Raw genomic sequence first — 19,228 nt, forward strand, 5'->3', positions numbered from 1 at the left:
CAATTCAACCTTTTTTCCTCTTTAATATTTCTGTTTTTCTTTCCCTATTCCCTATTCCCTGTGCCGTGACTGTAGCAATATTTTATGAAATTGGTATTACACTTTAGAAGAAAGAAGGTAGCGGGAGCTTTTGGTACAACTCCCCCTACCTTCTACCTTCTTCAATTATGGGTAATTCCGCTCGAAATGTTGTCTTTCCCGGTTGACTTTCAAAATCAATCTTTCCCTGATGTTTATCAATAATCTTTTTGACAATTTCTAACCCTAAACCACTACCTTCTCCGGCAGCTTTTGTCGTAAAGAAAGGTTGAAAGATTTTATCCTGAATCTCTGGGGGTATACCAGTTCCAGAATCTGTAATTTTCACAACAATATTTTGATTTTCCACCCCCACTTGGATTTCTATTTTTCCCTTTCCATCCATCGCTTGAATTCCATTATGAATCAAGTTGGTCCACACCTGCACTAATTCATCAGCATAGCAAAGAATTTTGGGAAGCTCTTGATAGTGACGAATCACTTCCACACCCTTTTTCAAATAGTTGTGGTACAACTCCAAAACTGTTTCGATACCGTCACTAATCTGAACTAACTGTTTTTCCCCACTGTGGTCGTAACGTGCGTAGCTCTTGAGAGCAAAGACTATTTTTGAGGCTCGCTCCACAGCGTTGTTAATATTTTGACTGTTGCTGTAAAGGCGGGCAATATTGTAGGCAATTTGCACAATTTGGTGGCCATGAGGAGTTTGCAGTAAAGATATTTGAGATGCAAAACTATCATGTAACCCTGCTTCGGCGATCAGGTGAGCTAGTTGTTTGGCATTGGTAATATGATGAGATTCAAGTTGTTTGGTAACATTACGTTTAATTTGACGTTTTTCTCTAGTACTGAGACTGGTTTGGTTGTTCGTGGCAAGTTGTAGGAATTTGAAACAGTGGGTTTGTTGTTGTGGGTTGAGTAGGGGTAATAGTTGAGGTAGTTGAAACAAGGATGCTTCGAGGGCTTTGCCGGTGTTACCGATGGCAGCGCGAATGGCTCCGAGAGGTGTATTAATTTCATGGGCAATTCCGGCGACCAGTTGTCCGAGTGCTGCCATTTTCTCCGATTGAATTAATTCATTTTGGGTGGTTTTGAGTTCTTGTAAAGTTTGGGACAGTTGTTGATTATTTTGCTGCAATTCCTCCGTGCGTTCGGCAACTTGTTGTTCCAGGGTACGGTTGTAGTCTTCTAGTCGCTGGTAGAGGCGGGCATTTTCGATGGAGATGGCTGCTTGGGCAGTTAATAGTTTGAGGACTTCGATGCGTTCTGGGGTGAAAGCTTCTGTGGTAAGGTGATTTTCTAGGTAGAGGATACCGATTAATTTTCCTTGGTTAACGATCGGAGTACAACAGAGGCTTTTGGGTGGTTGTTGAATGAGGTAGGGGTCTGCGCTAAAGGTTTTGTCTTGTTTGATATTGTTGATCAGCATTGTCTGTTGAGTCCGTTTGACGGTGTTAATGATGCTAATTGGTAAGTTGTCGGTTTTGTCAAAAGGAATGGTGGATAGGTAACATTGGTCACGATCGCATTTTGCTGCTATTTCCCAACTGCCAGAGCTGTCTAAAATTAAAGCTCCTGCGTCTGCTCCGGCGTTTTCGAGGACTATGTACATTAGTTTGGATAGCAAGGCATTAAGTTCGATTTCCTCAGAGAGAGTGTGAGAGGCTTTGATTATACTTGCTAGGTCGAGACTTTCGGAAATTCCGCTTGAGGTACTGGTAATAGTGTCCGTCATCTTGCGCATCATCATTTGGTTTTTTGATTGCGGAATTTTACTGTTGAGAATAGGCGCAAGCAGTTGAGGATATTTTTGTTCTAGTTGGTCAGTCTTAGCTTTAGCTCCCCAACGAGCATAACAGTAGTATGCTTCCTGCATATAGATAGCAGCAATTTTTTCTTTCCCCCAGTCTAGGTAAAATTTGGCTACGAGTTCGTTCCCTAATGCTTCTTCTTGGAGATATTCATTTTCTTGAGCTAGAGTAATGGCGCGGTCGTACAATTCTATAGCTTCTAACATTTTTCCCGAAATTCGAGCAATTTCTGCTTCTACCAAACAACACAGATGCAGGAAATTTGCCGGACAATTCTGTGCCCAAATGGCAAGTTGTTTTTGATAGGTCGAGATTTTTTCCCCATATTCTAATTTTTGAGTCTCTGTTGCATTGGGATAAAGTGATGCCATCAGCAGTGCATAAATAAATAAATGATGGGCATAAGGAAGCAACCCTTGAGGTGCAACATTAATAATTTCTGCATCAGCTTCCTGGCAACATTCTAACGCCTCCGACTGTCGGTCGTACAAGAACAGAAGTTGAGTTTTCAAGATGTTATAAATGCATATTACTTGCCAGTTTTTATGCTGTCTACACTTTTCTAAATATTCAGATTCGACTATATTTGTTCTTACTCCCATCAATTCTGAAAAGAGCATCCCACCGCCAATGAAAAGGTCGATCGCCCATTGATTTTTGTATTTTTGAGTGAAGGCTAATGAAGAACTAATTTCTGCTAGTAGTTTTTCTAAGGGAATACTTTGATAGAAACGGCAATACATATTATGACCAAAAGCATAAGCTGCATATTGCAAATTACTAGATTCTAAACCAACTCTATAGGATGATAGATAATCTTCACTTGCTACTTTTAGAGGATGTGACCAATGTCTGAGGGAACTACCTATCATCAAATAAGCCACACTCTCAGCAGATTTATTATTAAAGGTTTTGGTTAACTCGATAGTTACATCAAGCAACTTATCTGTATTTTGATAATTATTCAGAGCATATCCTCGCAAACCGCCAAAAGCAGGATAAATATATCCAACTTCTGGTGTATTTCCGTATTTCAAGCACAGGTTAACTGCTTTGGCGCAAATGACAGACCATAGTCGTTGATGAGAACGATAGGTTGGCGGTCCTAAGGTAATTAAGAGTTTGATTGCCATTTTTTGTTCTGGTTGAGTCATCAAAGGCAATTCAGTCAGGGAAGTAAAGGGTAGATTTTTAAAGGTTTCTGTGGCGATGGCTAGTTCTGCGTCTGTTACTTGTTCAAAATTTTCTTTGGGAAGGTCTATATTAACTAATCTCAGTCCTCTACGACCTGCTTGAATGGCTTCTGGATACTTTGCTTGCAGGGTGTATTGGATAATTGACAGATTATATATTTCGGCTTTTTCCATGGGAGTATGGGCATTTTGCAATATGCGTTCTATCCACATTTCAGCAGCTTCTATGTTGCCATTGAGATATTCTACTTCTGCTCTTTCTTTGTATAGAGAAAAGGTGAGTTGATAATGTTGTTGCCAGCAGTTATCGGGTAAAAGTTCGATTCCTATTTGGATGTAGCTCAAAGCTCCGGCGTAAGCTGTGGAGGCTTTGGCTTTAGTTCCTGCACTTAAATTGAGTTTTGCTAGCTCCTCTTGTTGTACTGGTTTGGTGATTAATGTCCGACCAATATTTAGATGGTTGACTATTTCAAAAATTCTCTCTTCCCGTTGGGTGGTTGATAATTTTTCTAGAAGTAAGGTACCAATTTCAAGATGGGTGGCTTGTTTTTTTTCTTCTGTAATTAATGAATAAGCTGCTTGTTGAACGCGGTCGTGTAAAAAGCGATAGTTTACTGAAATTGTTTTCAGTTGTTTTTCTTGGTTCTGCATTCGGTGGAAAAATTTATAGGTCTGGCTTTCGGGAATGATAAATCCTTCTTGCAGTCCTCGCCACAGGTCTGTTGCTACTTGTTCCTGAGTGCTTTCGCATACTACCGCCAAGGTTCCTAAGTCGAATTGGTTGCCAATACAAGCTGCTAGTTTCAATACTGACTGGGTTGCTTGGGGTAGTTTCTGTAACCGTCCTATCATGAATTTTACCACATCGTCTGTCAGCGCCAACTGTTGTGTCTGTACCAAGTCACACTGCCAGTAACCTGCATCTGCCTCAAATGTAATGCAGTCATCCTCATATAAACCTTTCAAAAATTGGGTTGTAAAAAACGGATTTCCCTTTGTCTTATGATATACTAACTCAGATAAAGGTAAAGCAATATCCACAGAACACAACAACGTATCAGCAACCAAACGAGTAATATCTAACTCTTCCAGAGGTTCTAGAATTATGGTATGAATGTTAGCTCCCCGTTTTTTAATTTCATCTAAAGTCAAAATCAATGGATGAGCTGGAAAAACTTCATTATCGCGATAAGCTCCCAACACCAATAGATAACCTGTTTCCGACTCATCCATCAACAATTTAAGTAAGTTCAGCGATGCCGAATCTGCCCACTGTAAGTCATCAAGAAAAATTACCAGAGGATGCTCTTTGGAAGTAAAGACCCGCACAAACTTGCCAAACAGTAGATTGAAGCGATTTTGTGCTGCGCTACCAGAGAGCGGGGCAACAGGTGGTTGACAACCGATAATTCGTTCCAGCTCTGGAATTACTTCTACAATTATCTGTCCATTTTCTCCTAATGCTTTGAGAATTTTAGCTTTCCAGTTAGCTAGTTCAGCATCCGACTCTCCTAGCAACTGTCTCATCAAATTTCGGAAAGCTTGCACAAAAGCGGAAAAGGGGATATTACGATTGAACTGGTCAAATTTACCCTTGATAAAGTAACCACGCTGCTTAACAATAGGTTTGTGAACTTCATTAACAACTGCCGTTTTCCCAATTCCTGAAAATCCTGCCACAAGTATCATTTCTACTCCCCCCTTACGAAGGGGGGTTGGGGGGGATTCTACTCCCCTTACGAAGGGGGTTGGGGGATTCTACTCCCCTTACCAAGGGGGTTGGGGGATTTTACTCCCCTTACCAAGGGGGTTTGGGGGATTTTACTCCCCCTTACCAAGGGGGTTTGGGGGATTCTTCCTTCTTCAGGGGGTCTGGGAGGGGTTGGCAACGCGCTCAAAGCCATCTAGTAACACTTGAACTTCTGATTCCCGTCCGTAAAGTTTTTCAGGAATCAGGAAGCGATCGCACACATCTCTCTCTCCCAGTTCAAATGACATCATCTTCCCTCTAGTTTCTAACTGCTCTAGACATTTCTCTAGATCGTATTTCAACCCAAAAGCACTCTGATATCGCTCCTCAGCATTTTTAGCCATCAACTTCATTACAATATCTGACAGCACTTGGGGTATCTTTTCCCCGTCCCCTAATACAGTTGGCATTTTTGCCAGATGAGAATGCACAAGTTCCATAGGGTCGCGGGTATCAAACGGTAATTTTCCCGTTAGCAGCTCAAAAAATGTTACACCAAGAGAGTAGAAGTCCGTGCGATAGTCAATACCTCGATTCATGCGTCCAGTTTGTTCGGGGGAAATGTAGGCCAGGGTTCCTTCGAGAATATTGGGGTTGATAAGTTGTTGTTGTTCTTTTGGTAGTAAAGTGGAGATGCTGAAGTCAATGAGTTTGACTAGATGAGTTTCAGGGTGGATGAGAATATTCGCGGGTTTGATGTCTTTGTGGATAATACGTTGTTGAGCGAGATATTGGAGAGCTTCTGCTAGTTGGATGGCTATGTGGAGAAATTCATTGAGAGAATGGGTTTGAGTCGGCCAATGACCGGACAGAGCGATCGACCCTGAGTCGGCCATTACTAAAGCATAACCATTACTATAGGGTTCTAAGGATAAGCATTTAACAATAGCTGAATGTTCCAGGTGACTAGCGATCGTGTATTGGTTGCGGAATTGAACCAATTCATTGAAGCTAGGATGAGGATTGCGTAAGACTTTGACGATCGCCGGTTGCCGAGAAGTTTCTTGAATTGCTCGATAGACCAGCGTGCGTTGTCCGGCATAGATTTGATTGATTTCTTGATAACCAGCTAAGTTTAGCATCACTATCACCAGGAATTTAGGCTAAATATATGAGTACTATCTTATCTGATTTCGATTTCAATTGCCAAACAAGTCATGGTTAGTCTGTATAATTAACTAATTTGATCGAATTAATTATACAAATCATAAAAATATATTAGACATCTCCGGAGGAGTAGTAGGAAATAATTGATAATTTCTGTACGATAATTGATTTAATTTTTTATTATTGGAGATGTCTATTATTCTAAAAACATTGAATTTTAACTAGCTGTCAGCTAATAGCTTTGAGCGATCGCTTCGGATAATACCAATTTTATAAGTGTTTGTTACAAATAGTAGAAGTAAGAAAGAAGAAAGAAGGAAGAAGGAAGAAGAAGTAAATATTGAAAAAAGGTAAAAACGATATAAATAACTATCTAAAATCCACGATAGTCACTATTTTTAAGCAAATCTGATAGAGTGGCACTTTTCATAGCATTCTTTTTTCAAATTGGTATAATTACAGGACTTACGCAGAGACTCTACATACAGGGAGGGCAAATGCCATTCGCCCCTACAGATGGTGTGTGATTTGATATTTTGCGTAATTCCTGTAATTATAATATCGTAGGTTGGGTTAAGCGGTAGCGCAACCCAAAAAACACAAAAGGAGAAAGTTTTTTGTTTGCTGGCGCAAAACTGCGTTAAGGCGGAGCGGAACGGAGTTCTATCACTAATTATCCGGACATGATATTAGTCATCAGAACCTCCACTATAACTACTATCACTTCCAGAACTACTACTGGAACTGCTACTACTATCACTGCCAGAACTACCACTGGAACTGCTACTACTATCACTACCAGAACTGCTGCTGCTAGTCACACTAGAATCACTGGAACTACTACTACCAGTTTCTCCACCACTACTACTGCCACCACCAAAGTTTTCAGAACTAATGCTGCTAGTGGTTTCAGACCAATTAGCTCCCGATCCTCCACCATCACTACTACCTCCGCCAAAGCTAGCATCATCACTACTACTATCATTGTCACTATCATTCGTATCTGTGGAGCTATAACTACTTCTTTGAGTGTGGTTGTCACTACCATTGTTTCTATTGGCTCCACTATAGCTACTGCGACTACTATAACTACCAGGAGTATAACTACTTCTCGACCTCTTTCTGGTATTCATGTAAATCAGAATTGTCAGAAACACCAATACCAGTAAAATAGTAATTATGATGCCCATAATAAGTATGTTATTTTGAGAGACTGAAGTTTCAACTAGACTATAGTTCCCAGTTTCTAGGGATGTTACTAACGCTGTTGTACCTGCAACTACACCACTTTCAAATAATCCTAACTTAAATTTAAGGATAACTTTGGTATCGAGCAAGTGGCTAACTTTAGCATCTGGCAAAATTTCCTGTACTCCTTTCCCAGTTTCAATTTCCACACGGCGATCGCCCTGAGAAACCAAAAACAACACCCCATTGTCTCGATCTTTCTTACCTATTCCCCAATAGTTAAATAACTCAGTAGCAAACTTTTTTGGAGTTGCAGCAGGTTGAGTTTCTGAGACAGTGACAACTGCAATTTCTGAACCATTGCTTGCTTCCAGGTCTGAAATCATTTTGTTGAGTTTAGCTTCTGTGTCAGTGCTGAGTATTTCAGCCATATCTGTCACCCAACCACCATAGTTTTGTCGGGGGTTAGGCACATCTTGGACAGTTAAAGCCAAAGTTGGCAAAGAATATAGCATTAATGCTAGAGATAGAGAAATTGTCCAAAAAGCACTTTTAAAGATGACTACAGAAAATTTCATGTTTTTGACCTCCAGAGAGCAACATTCAATGGCGTTGCTGAATTAGTGTATGATATTAATCCTAATTACTTAGGAGTCAGGAGTCAGGAGTCAGGAGTCAGGAGGGAAGAAAGAATAAGAAACAGGAGTAGAAGGAGAAAGTTTTTTGCTCGCCCTCTTATCATGAATGATACCATACCTCAAATTAGTAACGCCTATTAAATTAATAGACCAATCAGAAAGTAAGCAGTTTTGGTTGTACAATTCAATATATTTCTTGAAGTTGAAGGGTTATGCAATAGACCTCTGGTGAATTTGATTATGCTAATATGTGAATATGTGAATATAATTTTAGCGACTCAAAAATTAAAGGAGGTGATAGTTACTATGGCCAATAGAAGATTGACTTTTCGACTGTACCCGACAAAAGTACAGAAAGAAAAACTATTTTTAGCCAGAAAGCTACACCAACTTTTGTATAACGCTTGTGTCGCTCATAGACATTTTGAGTGGAGAAAAAACCGCTCAAGTGTAGACTACTTGACTCAGCAAAACGCATTACCAGGTTTTAGGCAGCAGTGGTCTGATTATCAACAGCTTAATCTGAGTTCATTGCAAGCAACCGTAAAACGAGTTGACTTAGCTTACAACGCTTTTTTCAAAGGGATTAGGAAACGTCCAAAGTTTAAGCCAATTAGAAATTACTCCGGTTGGACTTACCCAGATGGTCGGCAAGGTTTTAGAGTGCAGATTGAGTGTAGCCAAAAATATACAGTCAACTGTGGATGGGTGACACTCAATGACTTGGGTATGAGACTCAGGATGCGGGGTAGGTTTAAGTATTGGGGAAAACCTACTACTTGTACTATTGTTTATCGTCCTCATAAAGATGAGTGGAATGCTTCATTTAGTATCAAGACCTCGGAACCATTACCATTATTTGGTAGTAAGTCTCCACTGGATTATGAATCAATGGTGGCTTTTGATTTAGGATGTGAAACAGCATTGACCTGCTATGACGGGTATGGGTTCGACTCAATCAGTAATCCTAGATTTGACAGGGAGTTTGCTCCAAAAATTCAGCAAGCTTCACGTCAACTCAAAAGAAAGCAGCGACCAATTAAAGGTAAGCAAAAAGCATCAAGTAGATGGAAAAAAGCGAAGAGAAAAATCTCTAAACTCAAGGCCAAACAGTCAGCCAGAAGAAAAGATTGGCAGCACAAAGTCACAACAGAAATTGCTAGTTGTTATGACATCGTTGTGACCGAAAAGTTAAATGTTAGAGGTATGACTCGCAAGGCTAAAAAAGGTAAACGCAAAAAGCAGAAAGCAGGTTTAAACCGTGCCTTGTTAGATGTGGGTTTCGGAGCGTTAAACCAAATGGCACTATATAAAATCCTAGCGAAAGGTGGTTTGCACATAACCATAGATACCAAAAAAGTCAAGCCATCTCAACGTTGCCCAAGATGTGGAACTGTTAATAAGGAATGGGCGCAATTGAGTAATCGTTACCATGTTTGTGATGATTGTGGTTTTGAGATACCAAGAGACCAAGGCTCGGTCATGGTGATGTGGAATGTTGCTGCAGATAGGCAACCGGGGTTAGGAACTGGCCTCGTTAATCGTCGATGCTCTAGCTCTACTGATTCGACCCGTAAGCATACTGGCTCGATGAGGCAACTGGGGCAGATGAAGCGATCAAAATCTCAAAATGTAGATGTTTCGGGTGCGGTTTTAGAAACCTCGCCCGTCTACACGGCGGGGTAGTTCATAATGCTAGCTAAAATCAGAGATACAGAAATCTATTTTGATGTTGAAGGTGCTGCCTTAGTGCCAGATGGGGAAAGGATGCGAGAAAAACCTGTTGCTTTTGTAATTCATGGTGGACCTGGTGCAGACCATACTTCCTATAAACCTACCTTTTCTCCTTTAAGTCAAAAATTACAATTAGTATATTTTGACCATCGGGGACAAGGGCGATCGGCGAGGGGAGCAAAAGAAACTTATACCCTCGAAAATAATGTGGAAGATATGGAGGCATTGCGTCAATATTTAGGGCTAGAAAAAATTGTGGTTATTGGTACTTCTTATGGAGGAATGGTTGCCCTGAGTTATGCAGTGCGTTATCCAGAAAATGTTCAATCTTTAATTGTTATTGCTACTGCTGGCAGTTCTAGATTTTTGGAACTAGCAAAAGTTAATTTAGCCAAAAAAGGAACAAAAGAACAACAAGCGATCGCTCAATTTTTATGGGATGGTAAATTTGAGAATGAAGCCCAACTGCAAGAATATTTTCAATTAATGATGCCCATGTATTCATTAACTTACAAACCAGAAACATCAGGAAAAAGTTGGAACAGAACTATTTTATCTCCCGATGCTATTAATGTTGCGTTTGGTGGTTTTTTACGTTCTTATAATGTGCTTGATGAACTAGGTAAAATAACAGCCCCCACTTTAATCATAGCAGGAAAACATGATTGGATTTGTCCTCCAGAATTGTCAGAAGAAATTGCTACAGCTATTCCCCATGCAGATTTAAGAATCTTTGAAAATAGTGGTCATTTAATCAGAGTTGATGAACCAGAAGCGCTTATGGATGCAATAATTGGGTTTTTGGTTTACAAGTAATATCATGTCCGATAGCATTGGTATAATTATATCACTGTAAGCATTCAGCTATTAGCAGTCAGCTATCAGCAAACCCTAATTATTCATTACTTCTAAGATTTAGGGAGGGAACTTTAACAGTAACTTTTATTCTGTCTCAATTTCTCAATTATTTTTACCTTCCCCAAAATTAATAGCTGAAGTTCGCAGTTCCGACCATAGGAGGCTAGCTGAAGTTCGCAGTTCCTCCGACAGGAGGCTAGCTGATGGCTGTTTGCGCAGCATTCCGGAGGAAATGCTTACATATCACTTACGCAAATTCTTAGACAATAGACATAGGCGTGAAAATCAAAAATAAAATCAATTATTATCCATAAATTATCAATTATTCCCCTCCACGGTCGGGGGAGGGGCGAGGGGTGGGTTCCCTGTTCCCAGCTCCGGTGTTCCCTGTTCTCTCTTTTCTGGAGATGTCTAATACCAAGCGTGAAAAAAGAATGTTACAAATGATTAGGAGCGATCGCATAAATTAAAAATCGATGTCTGGAATACTAAAAATTAATATTACAGAGTCAGAAGAAGTCCTAAAAAAGTTGTTTTTGGACCAAAAAACGGCTAAACACAGAGAAAGAGTACAAGTTTTATATTTGCTTGTTACTAATCAGGCTGAAACTGTTGGCCATTTAGCTGCTTTGACTGGTCGCCCCGTGAGGTGACAATTTCTAGGTGGTTAAGTCAATATCGTCAAGGTGGACTAGAAAATTTATTAACAATTAGCACAAGTCCAGGTCGTCAATCATTAATTCCAGAAACAGTTAAAGATAAATTAAAAGGAGAATTAGAAGACCCAGAAGGTTTTGATAGTTATACTGAAATTCATGGCTTGGCTCCATAGTGTTTATGATATTCAAGCAAGTTATGGAACTATATATAAAATAGTTTCCTAGGTCATGCTGCGCAAACGTTATCAATGTTAATTGCCAAACTTAAAGTACCACGTCCAGTTAATATTAAACAACAAAAAGATGCCTTCAATAATTGATAATTGATAATGGATAATTGATAATTACCTCTCCCTAAAAGGAAGAGGATTGAATAAAAGGAAAATTTTTTCTTGTTTCCCCTTGAAAGGGGAGGCTTTAAACCTAAATTATTTAATTATTTAATTATTTAATTCTTAATTCTTCGGTAAATAACTTTTAAAAAAACTCCCAGAGTTAATTAAGTTTTTGTTAGATAAAAATCAAGAAATTTTGAAATATGCTCATAAAATTCGTTATTGGTGTCAGGATGAAAGTCGTTTTGGGATGAAAACTGTTTCTGGACGAAAGGTAACTCTCCCTCGTAGTAAAACCAATTGGAAAAGAACAATGGAAATTTTTATATAGATGGTTATATGGTTTAGTAGAGCCATTAACAGGGGAAAGCTTTTTCTTTGAATTTACTCACCTTAATAGTATTTGCAAATGAATTGTTTTTAGAATTATTTGCAGAGCAATTCAAAGATGAAATTCACATAATTCAGCTAGACAATGGTGGTTTACACAAAGCTTTAAACTTAAATCTTCCTGAGAATATTATTTTATTGTTTCAACCACCATATAGTCCACAAATTAATCCCATAGAAAGATTATGGCAATACATTAAAGAAGATTTTAAGTGGATTAATTTCGACAGTATAGAAGAGTTACAAAATGCTCTGACTAAGAGTTTAAATAAATTAACCCAAAAAGTAATATCTCAAATAACTGGCTGGGAATTTATTATCAATGCTTGATCAATGGCCAATATTTAGCACTGCGATCGCATTTAAGTATCCAATATTTTCAAAGTGATTGCACTAAAGTATTTGTAACATTCTTTTTTCACGCTTGGTATAATACACTACCTGTAGAGGGCGAATGCCATTCGCCCCTACTGACTCCTAAATAATTAAGATTAATATCATGCACTAATTCACCAATGCCAAAAAATTAACCGTGTTTTTTCAGCCAGCTAAACATAGCGCGCAAGTCTTTACCCACTTCTTCAACAGGGTGTTCTGCTTGTTGGCGACGCATGGCGGTAAATACAGGTTTGCCTGTTTGGTTTTCCATGACAAACTCGCGGGCAAATTGACCAGATTGAATTTCGCTTAAGATTTTCCGCATCTCGGCACGAGTTTGGTCATTAACGATGCGAGGGCCACGAGTATAGTCGCCAAATTCAGCAGTATTGGAGATACTGTCGCGCATATTTGCCAGACCACCTTCAACAACAAGATCGACAATTAGTTTAACTTCGTGGAGACATTCAAAGTAAGCTAATTCTGGCTGATAACCTGCATTTACTAGAGTTTCAAACCCAGCTTTGATTAATTCACTCAGGCCACCACAGAGAACAGCTTGTTCGCCAAAGAGGTCAGTTTCGGTTTCTTCTCGGAAACTGGTTTCGAGGATACCTGCACGAGTACCACCTATACCTTTCGCATAAGCCATAGCGCGATCGCGTGCTTGACCAGAAGCATCTTGGAAGATGGCAAATAGACAAGGTACTCCTTCTCCTTGTTCATAAGTGCGTCTGACTAAATGTCCTGGCCCTTTAGGGGCAACCATGACCACATCTACGTTTGATGGAGGAAGAATTTGACCAAAATGAATATTAAAGCCGTGGGCAAAAGCTAGAATTTTTCCTTCTGTGAGATTAGGTTCAATTTCGTTTTTATAGACAGTTTTCTGTACTTCGTCTGGCAAAAGAATCATAATTAGGTCTGCTTTTTCAGCAGCTTGGTCTACTGGGTAAACATCTAAACCTGCTTCTTTTGCTTTATGGGCAGACTTACTGCCTGGATATAGTCCTACAATTACTTTTGAGCCACTATCTTTGAGATTTAGGGCGTGAGCATGACCTTGGGAACCATAACCAATGATGGCAATAGTTTTGTCGTTTAAGATGTCCAGATTGGCATCGGAATCGTAGTACATTCTGGCCATTGTTTTTGTCTCCTGTCAGCAACTATATATTATTTATGCAAAACTTCTATTGTATCAAATATCGGTAAAATTTTCTACTCTACACCCTATAACCCAGGTAGTGGTGCATTGTCATGGTGGTTTATTTTGACTACTCCCCGGAGGTTAGTCACGGGGAAACAAGCGCAGATACTACGCAACAGGATAAATCCATGTTGCTCCGTCTATTCTTAGCTGACCAAAGATATACTCTTTGGGGACAATTTCCGCGGTGCCCCTACACAGTCGGCTTAAGTAGGGGCGTTAACGATAGTTATGCGCAAGCTTTCGGCCGGAAAGCTGACGCATAGCTGACGAATGGCGTCCCTACAGCTTTGCGGCTTACTTTTGTGATTATATTTGCAGCCCCATTACAGTCTGCATTAATACACCAATTACTACTACTCCTATACAAACCACGCTGTCTTGATGCAGTCGCTCATGGGGGAAACCCCCTTTGGCGGCGCTGCATCGCTTTATTCTTTTCGGTGATGGTTTCCAATCATTGGGTTTCTCACCATAATTAGGTAGATCGTCACCATCTAAAAATGAAGGGGCGAATGCCATTCGCCCCTACAAGTATAACTTTCTTCTGTTTCTATAAATATTATTCCATATTCAGAGCATAACTGAGCTATTCTTTCTTTGAGTCTAGCTGTCGGAATTGGTACAAATACAGAAGTAATAATTAATTATTAATTATTAATTATTAATTATTAATTATTTAATATCCATCAGGTCCAATAGTAGTGTCATTGTGTTCTGCCATAGATAAATCAACTTTTTTAGCTCGAAATAAATTACACCATCCCAATTTAGCATTATTTAATTTTGCCTTCTCTAGATTAGCTTTTCTTAAATCTGCGTGCCTTAAATCTGTGTCTGTGAGGTCTGCATTATATAAATTTGCACCTTGTAAATTGGCTCTATTCAAATTTGCACCACTCAGAATAGCATGACGTAAATTAGCTCTCGATAGATTTCCTAGGGAAATATTTGTATTAGATAAGTTAGCTTGATAAAGTTTAATATCTCCCATTTCTACTTCTTGCAAATTACACCCTTTAAGATTAGCTTGATTCAAATTTGCATAAGGCATATAAGCTCTTGTTAAATCACTACCCTTTAAATTAATTCCTTCTAAATCAGCTTCAAACAATTCAATATTACTCAAATCAATGCCACAAAATTCTCTTTGACCCTCCGCGTATCTTGCCAGTAATTCCTCTGCACTCATTTTCTCCATCTTAATATTTTTATAACTACTTGATTAGCAGTTGATAATTATTATTTAATAAATAAATAATAAGTATTTATACTCAGCTTTTTTTATTAAGCTTAATATTAAGATGGCCTTATAAAAATTACTGCGATTCTAATCCTTTTTTAAGATTTTTGACACTCCACGCACCTATTAGCGAGTGGATTCTTGGTTTGCTGACGCAACGCTGCGCGAACACTGACTCAAGTTGTCTTGACAGGTATTGCTACCAACCAAGATAGAGCTTAAATCTCCCCAAGCGTTAAGGTCTTCTGACCAACTTCCCCAATGCCCTTGGGTAGCTTTTTTAAGTATGTTTAATGCTGCCATTTTGTCTCTATCTTCAACGTATCCACAGGAACAAACATGAGTTCTAACTGATAAAGACTTCTTGATTAATTGACCACAATTAAAGCATTCTTGACTGGTATAAGCGGGATTTACAGCAATAGTTAATCTACCGTATTTCATCCCAAAATACTCAATCCATTCTTGATGCAGTCGCTCATGGGGGAAACCCCCTTTGGCGGCGCTGCATCGCTTTTCTTAATTGCGACCAACCAGCATCATTAATACTTTTAGCTAGTTTCTTGTTTCGCACCAGGTTTTGACCTTTAAATCTAGCCTTCGGCAAGCCGCTTCGCGTCTACATAAGCGATCAAGTCGTTGGACTGAATTAAACGGAGTGCTAATCTTTTCGCAAACTCTTCTCGCTGCCTACTTACTTTTAAATGTCCCTTGGCGTACTTTCTTCTAGCCTTGATGTAGTTGTTAGACTGCTTTTTTCCTCTGTTAAACTTCTTGGACTTTCTCTTGTTTAGTTTATTAAGACGCTTTTGTGCTTGGCGATAATATTTAGGAGGTTCTACAATATTTTGATTGCTATCAGCATAGAGGTATTTTAAACCCATATCTAAACCTACACACTTTTTAGTAGGTTCTAATTGAGAAGTGATATCTCTGACATCAAGTTTTAACAATAACTGGACAAAGTAGCCATCAGCACGTCTAACTATTCTTACTCGTTGAATTTGCCATTCTTGGAAATAAAATAAATCTCGACTACCTATTAACTTTAGTTCACCAATGTTTTTACCATCGGTGAAAGTTATCCTCTTGGTATCTCGATTAAGTTTCCATCCTGACTTTTTCAACTCAACAGAGTGCGTCCGTTTAGCGTATTTAGGGTATCCCTTTTTGCCAGGAATATTGTTTTTGCAGTTATTGTAGAATTTAAGGATTGAAGTCCAGGTTCGTTCGCAAGCTTGTTGACAAGCCGTAGAGTTGAGGTCTTTGACAAAAGAATATTCACTTCTTAATTGAGTCGTGTATTTATAAATATCCTGTTGTCCGACACCCTGATTATCTTCCCAGTATCTCAGGCATTTGTTCCGCACGAATTGGACTGTACGAATTGCCTCATCGATAGCTGAGTATTGGTGTTTTTTACCCCTAAGCTTGTACTCTAAAACAAACATCTTGCGTTATTGACCTAAAAAATTAATCATCATAGCACAATAAAAGCTAGATTGACATAAATCTATCAAAAGCCGTCCTCCACTACGCTAAAGGACGGGGCTTTCAACCCATATTTCCGGTAAAATTTTTATTCATAAATGTCAAAATTATAGTTATACCAAATAATACCTAACAAGAATTATGACAGAAGTTAAACAATCCATCGCTCAACACTACCATGAGCGGACAAAATACGACCCAGAAACAATAGGAAGTAAGAACCGCCAACTAGACTGGGAAACACAACCAATACCATTCAAAGAATATAAAGTTGGGACAACTATTGACCTCAAACCCTATCTGCAAGAACAAATTAATCAAGAAAAAGATTTAGAAGAAGGAGAAAGGCTATCTAATTTATTTTTATGTAGCTATGGCTTAACTGGTAAAGTGGCAACAATGATGGGAAATCATTACTTAAGAGCTGCTCCCTCTGCTGGGGGTCTGTATCCTGCGGAGGTTTATTTAATTTCCCGTGGGACACCTCTATTACCTGCCGGACTATACAATTATCAGGCCAAAACTCATTCCTTACTCAGATTTTGGGATAATAGAATCTGGCCAGAATTGCAAGATGCTTGTTTTTGGCATCCAGCTTTAGAAAATACAAAATTAGCGATCGCCATAACTACTATTTTCTATCGCTCTGCTTGGCGTTACGAAGACCGAGCATATAGAAGAATATTTTTAGATACAGGCCACTTACTAGGTAATATTGAATTAGCTTCTGCTTTCACTAACTACCGACCTCACCTAATTGGTGGGTTTACCGATGAAGCAGTAAATCAAATACTTTATCTAGATACTCAAGAAGAACAGGCGATCGCTATTGTTGCTCTGGCAGACCTACTAGATATTGAACAAAATCTCTCACAATGGGAAAGTGCTTTACCTTCTAGCACTCAAACAGATTATCCTCTGATTCCAGATGGCGAGCTGCTAAAATATTTACATCAAGCTGCTCACATCAACTCAAATTCTCCAAAAGTGCCTACCTGGAAAACAAGAGAAACTCCTGAATACTCAGAAGATAAATACAACTTTCCATTCTGTACAAAAGTCTCCACTGTCACTCCCTCTATCTCATGGGGAAGAGACTTAGGATCTTTAAGAAAAACTATTCTCAAAAGACGCTCTACTCGGGAATATACTGGGGAACCAATTAGTTTAAAAGAACTATTGGCCGTATTAGATTTTACCTATCAACCCCATCATTATATTAATCAAGGTTTAGATCGTAACCCCGATCATTTTGACCTGAGTTTAATCCAAACATTTATTGCCGTTTCGGGAGTAGATGGTTTAGAAGAAGGTTGTTATTATTATGCTCCAGTAGCTCAAGAGTTACGACAAATTAGGTTTAAAAATTTCCGACAAGAGCTACATTATCTTTGCTTGGGTCAGGAATTAGGCAGAGATGCTGCTGTTGTACTATTTCATACTGCCGACCTCAAAAAAGCTGTAGCAAAATATGGCGATCGTGTTTACCGTTACCTTCATGCAGATGCAGGCCACCTTGGACAAAGACTAAATTTAGCAGCTATTTATCTTGATTTAGGTGTTAGTGGTATCGGTGGTTTCTTTGACGATCGCGTGAATGAAGTTTTAGGTATTCCTCTAGATGAAGCCGTTTTGTATATTTCTACTTTAGGAGCCACTTCAATAATTAATAATTAATAATTAATAATTAATAATTAATAATTAATAATTATTACCTCTCCTTGAAAATAAGAGGATTGACGCAAAAAGGAAAATTTTTTCTTCTCAGGACTTACGCACGGACACTAAATTCAGTGAGGGCGCCATTCGGAGCTTTGCGCTAGCAAATGCCATTTCCTAAGGTCATGCTCCGCAAACGCCCCTACAGATGGCGTTTTCAAGGTGAAGCATGCGTAATATAGAATCCGGTTATATAGTATAGCGCTGCGCGCAGGCAACAGGCAACAGGCAACAGGCAACAGGGGGAATAAAAAGCTTATCAGATAAGACTTTTAGCTATTGGACACCTCCTGCAATTTGTAAATATGCCAGCGCACATTGCTATATATGTTGATAATTTCTTAAATTACTTCAAACCTTTAATCTCCCCTACTCCCCCACTCCCCCACTCCCAACTATACAATAACTATTCAACCGGATTCTATATAAGTCCTGTTCTCTTGGTCGATTGGATATGGCTAGGTTTCCTCAGCATCCCTCGACCGCTTTTTTCTCCTTTAAAGGAGAGGCATTTTACTTTAATTATTCGGTAAAAATAAGTTGTACAAATTTTATCTGGGATAAATTGTGATATCATGTCCGTTTGTATAGTTAGGAGCCATGTAAGAATAAGTTGTACAAATTTTATCTGGGATAAATTGTGAAATATAGCTTCCATTAAAAAAACTGTTCAAGTTATTTTTACACGACTACTTAGTGTAAACGTAAGGGTGAATATCTACAGGAAATAATGGTTTTTTTCTTGCGAGGGTAGCCTTCGGACCTCTTCCCTCTTCCTTCGGACCTCTTCCTTCTTCCTTACCTTTGTTATACAAGACCGATGCTACCGGACATGATATGGAACATAGCTGTTTTGAATCTAGCTATTTGCGGAGCATGACAAACGGAAATGCTGATAGCTATAACTATAAGTAGTGCATCATAGAATAAAAATATAGAGTTAATTATGAGTAAAATCTTGGTAGTGGACGACCAACATTCTCATCGGGAAATGATTATCAACCTCTTAAAAAAAAGTGGCCTCAAGGTGAAATCTGCTAATAGTGGACTACAAGCATTGGAGCAAATAGAAATACATAAACCTGACTTAATCATATTGGACATTGTGATGCCAGATATTAACGGTTATGAAGTTTGCCGTCGTCTCAGATCGAGTCCCTCGACAAAAGATGTACCAATAATTTTTTGTTCTATTAAAGGAGAAGATTTTGACCATTATTGGGGTATTAGACAAGGTGCAAATGCTTACATTGCCAAGCCATTTCAACCACGAGAACTGATCGGCACGGTGAAGCAACTGTTAAAATAATTTTGCCTAGTGAACCTGGTTATATCAAGTCCGGTATAATCAGGTTCGTAGTTTTGCTCTAGCCGCCATTTAACGAAGTCATATCATGTCCGGTAGCATCGGTGTAATTAGATGGGGAGATGGGGAGGTGGGGAGGTGGGGAGATGGGGAAATATTTGGTAATGGTTGAAAATGGA

The 19,228-nt window shown here is 39.0% G+C and carries 12 protein-coding genes and 3 pseudogenes; 8 read left to right on the forward strand and 7 right to left on the reverse strand.

Translation table 11 applies throughout. From position 1 onward, the window contains the following. Positions 1 to 145: 145 nt before the first annotated feature. The 3 genes and pseudogenes from SAGCYANO_RS51150 to SAGCYANO_RS40570 form a co-directional block, all read right to left on the reverse strand. Complete coding sequence (locus tag SAGCYANO_RS51150; protein ID WP_255502890.1) at positions 146 to 1,096, reverse strand: ATP-binding protein; 951 nt, start codon at positions 1,094 to 1,096, stop codon at positions 146 to 148. 135 nt (positions 1,097 to 1,231) lie between these two features. Then, positions 1,232 to 5,875: pseudogene (locus SAGCYANO_RS51155) on the reverse strand (AAA family ATPase); the annotation flags it as partial. A gap of 714 nt (positions 5,876 to 6,589) precedes the next feature. Further along, positions 6,590 to 7,666 carry a YgcG family protein gene (locus SAGCYANO_RS40570; protein ID WP_202225183.1) on the reverse strand — a complete coding sequence of 359 codons (1,077 nt, stop codon included), beginning with the start codon at positions 7,664 to 7,666 and terminating at the stop codon, positions 6,590 to 6,592. Positions 7,667 to 7,966: 300 nt separating this feature from the next. Between SAGCYANO_RS40570 and SAGCYANO_RS40575 the strand changes: the two genes are divergently transcribed. From SAGCYANO_RS40575 to SAGCYANO_RS40600, 6 genes are all read left to right on the forward strand, one after another. Then, complete coding sequence (locus SAGCYANO_RS40575) at positions 7,967 to 9,412, forward strand: transposase (RefSeq protein WP_237397166.1); 1,446 nt, start codon at positions 7,967 to 7,969, stop codon at positions 9,410 to 9,412. A 6-nt stretch (positions 9,413 to 9,418) separates the two neighbouring features. Then, on the forward strand, positions 9,419 to 10,276 hold the full coding sequence (locus tag SAGCYANO_RS40580) for an alpha/beta fold hydrolase (RefSeq protein WP_202225185.1): 858 nt from the start codon (positions 9,419 to 9,421) through the stop codon (positions 10,274 to 10,276). Between the two features lie 518 nt (positions 10,277 to 10,794). Beyond that, the gene (locus tag SAGCYANO_RS40585; RefSeq protein ID WP_202225186.1) at positions 10,795 to 10,971 is read left to right on the forward strand and encodes a hypothetical protein; all 177 of its coding nucleotides are present in this window, start codon (positions 10,795 to 10,797) and stop codon (positions 10,969 to 10,971) included. Continuing rightward, the gene (locus SAGCYANO_RS40590) at positions 10,968 to 11,150 is read left to right on the forward strand and encodes a helix-turn-helix domain-containing protein (RefSeq protein ID WP_202218537.1); all 183 of its coding nucleotides are present in this window, start codon (positions 10,968 to 10,970) and stop codon (positions 11,148 to 11,150) included. Before SAGCYANO_RS40585 ends, SAGCYANO_RS40590 begins: the two co-directional genes overlap by 4 nt. 334 nt (positions 11,151 to 11,484) lie before the next feature. Further along, on the forward strand, positions 11,485 to 11,643 hold the full coding sequence (locus SAGCYANO_RS40595; protein ID WP_202225187.1) for a hypothetical protein: 159 nt from the start codon (positions 11,485 to 11,487) through the stop codon (positions 11,641 to 11,643). Between the two features lie 83 nt (positions 11,644 to 11,726). Then, positions 11,727 to 12,032 (forward strand): transposase, encoded by a 306-nt coding sequence (locus SAGCYANO_RS40600; RefSeq protein ID WP_202225188.1) that lies wholly within the window; start codon positions 11,727 to 11,729, stop codon positions 12,030 to 12,032. A gap of 196 nt (positions 12,033 to 12,228) precedes the next feature. On the opposite strand, the gene ilvC is transcribed toward SAGCYANO_RS40600, so the two are convergent. The 4 genes and pseudogenes from ilvC to SAGCYANO_RS40620 form a co-directional block, all read right to left on the reverse strand. Further along, entirely contained in the window at positions 12,229 to 13,227 is a 999-nt protein-coding gene (gene ilvC, locus SAGCYANO_RS40605) for a ketol-acid reductoisomerase (RefSeq protein WP_202225189.1), read from the reverse strand. 352 nt (positions 13,228 to 13,579) lie between these two features. Continuing rightward, a pseudogene (locus tag SAGCYANO_RS40610) lies at positions 13,580 to 13,919 on the reverse strand (hypothetical protein); the annotation flags it as partial. 50 nt (positions 13,920 to 13,969) lie between these two features. Next, complete coding sequence (locus SAGCYANO_RS40615) at positions 13,970 to 14,482, reverse strand: pentapeptide repeat-containing protein (RefSeq protein WP_307786309.1); 513 nt, start codon at positions 14,480 to 14,482, stop codon at positions 13,970 to 13,972. Between the two features lie 177 nt (positions 14,483 to 14,659). Beyond that, positions 14,660 to 15,984 (reverse strand): annotated as a pseudogene (locus SAGCYANO_RS40620) (RNA-guided endonuclease InsQ/TnpB family protein). 181 nt (positions 15,985 to 16,165) lie between these two features. On the opposite strand from SAGCYANO_RS40620, the gene SAGCYANO_RS40625 reads away from it, so the two are divergent. After that, positions 16,166 to 17,701: a SagB/ThcOx family dehydrogenase gene (locus SAGCYANO_RS40625; RefSeq protein ID WP_202225191.1), complete on the forward strand. Its 1,536-nt coding sequence runs from the start codon at positions 16,166 to 16,168 to the stop codon at positions 17,699 to 17,701. Positions 17,702 to 18,689: 988 nt separating this feature from the next. Then, complete coding sequence (locus SAGCYANO_RS40630) at positions 18,690 to 19,052, forward strand: PleD family two-component system response regulator (RefSeq protein ID WP_202225192.1); 363 nt, start codon at positions 18,690 to 18,692, stop codon at positions 19,050 to 19,052. Positions 19,053 to 19,228 lie beyond the last annotated feature (176 nt).

The sequence above is a fragment of the Okeania sp. KiyG1 genome (assembly GCF_014132355.1).
Taxonomy (GTDB): Bacteria; Cyanobacteriota; Cyanobacteriia; order Cyanobacteriales; family Microcoleaceae; genus Okeania.

Bases quoted from the DNA above. Each gene is read 5' to 3' on its own strand.
- SAGCYANO_RS40580 (WP_202225185.1), top strand. From the start codon at position 9,419: ATGCTAGCTAAAATCAGAGATACAGAAATCTATTTTGATGTTGAAGGT.
- SAGCYANO_RS40570 (WP_202225183.1), bottom strand. From the start codon at position 7,666: ATGAAATTTTCTGTAGTCATCTTTAAAAGTGCTTTTTGGACAATTTCT.
- SAGCYANO_RS40625 (WP_202225191.1), top strand. From the start codon at position 16,166: ATGACAGAAGTTAAACAATCCATCGCTCAACACTACCATGAGCGGACA.
- SAGCYANO_RS40630 (WP_202225192.1), top strand. From the start codon at position 18,690: ATGAGTAAAATCTTGGTAGTGGACGACCAACATTCTCATCGGGAAATG.
- SAGCYANO_RS51150 (WP_255502890.1), bottom strand. From the start codon at position 1,096: ATGGCAGCACTCGGACAACTGGTCGCCGGAATTGCCCATGAAATTAAT.
- SAGCYANO_RS40575 (WP_237397166.1), top strand. From the start codon at position 7,967: ATGCTAATATGTGAATATGTGAATATAATTTTAGCGACTCAAAAATTA.
- SAGCYANO_RS40615 (WP_307786309.1), bottom strand. From the start codon at position 14,482: ATGAGTGCAGAGGAATTACTGGCAAGATACGCGGAGGGTCAAAGAGAA.
- ilvC (WP_202225189.1), bottom strand. From the start codon at position 13,227: ATGGCCAGAATGTACTACGATTCCGATGCCAATCTGGACATCTTAAAC.
- SAGCYANO_RS40585 (WP_202225186.1), top strand. From the start codon at position 10,795: ATGTCTGGAATACTAAAAATTAATATTACAGAGTCAGAAGAAGTCCTA.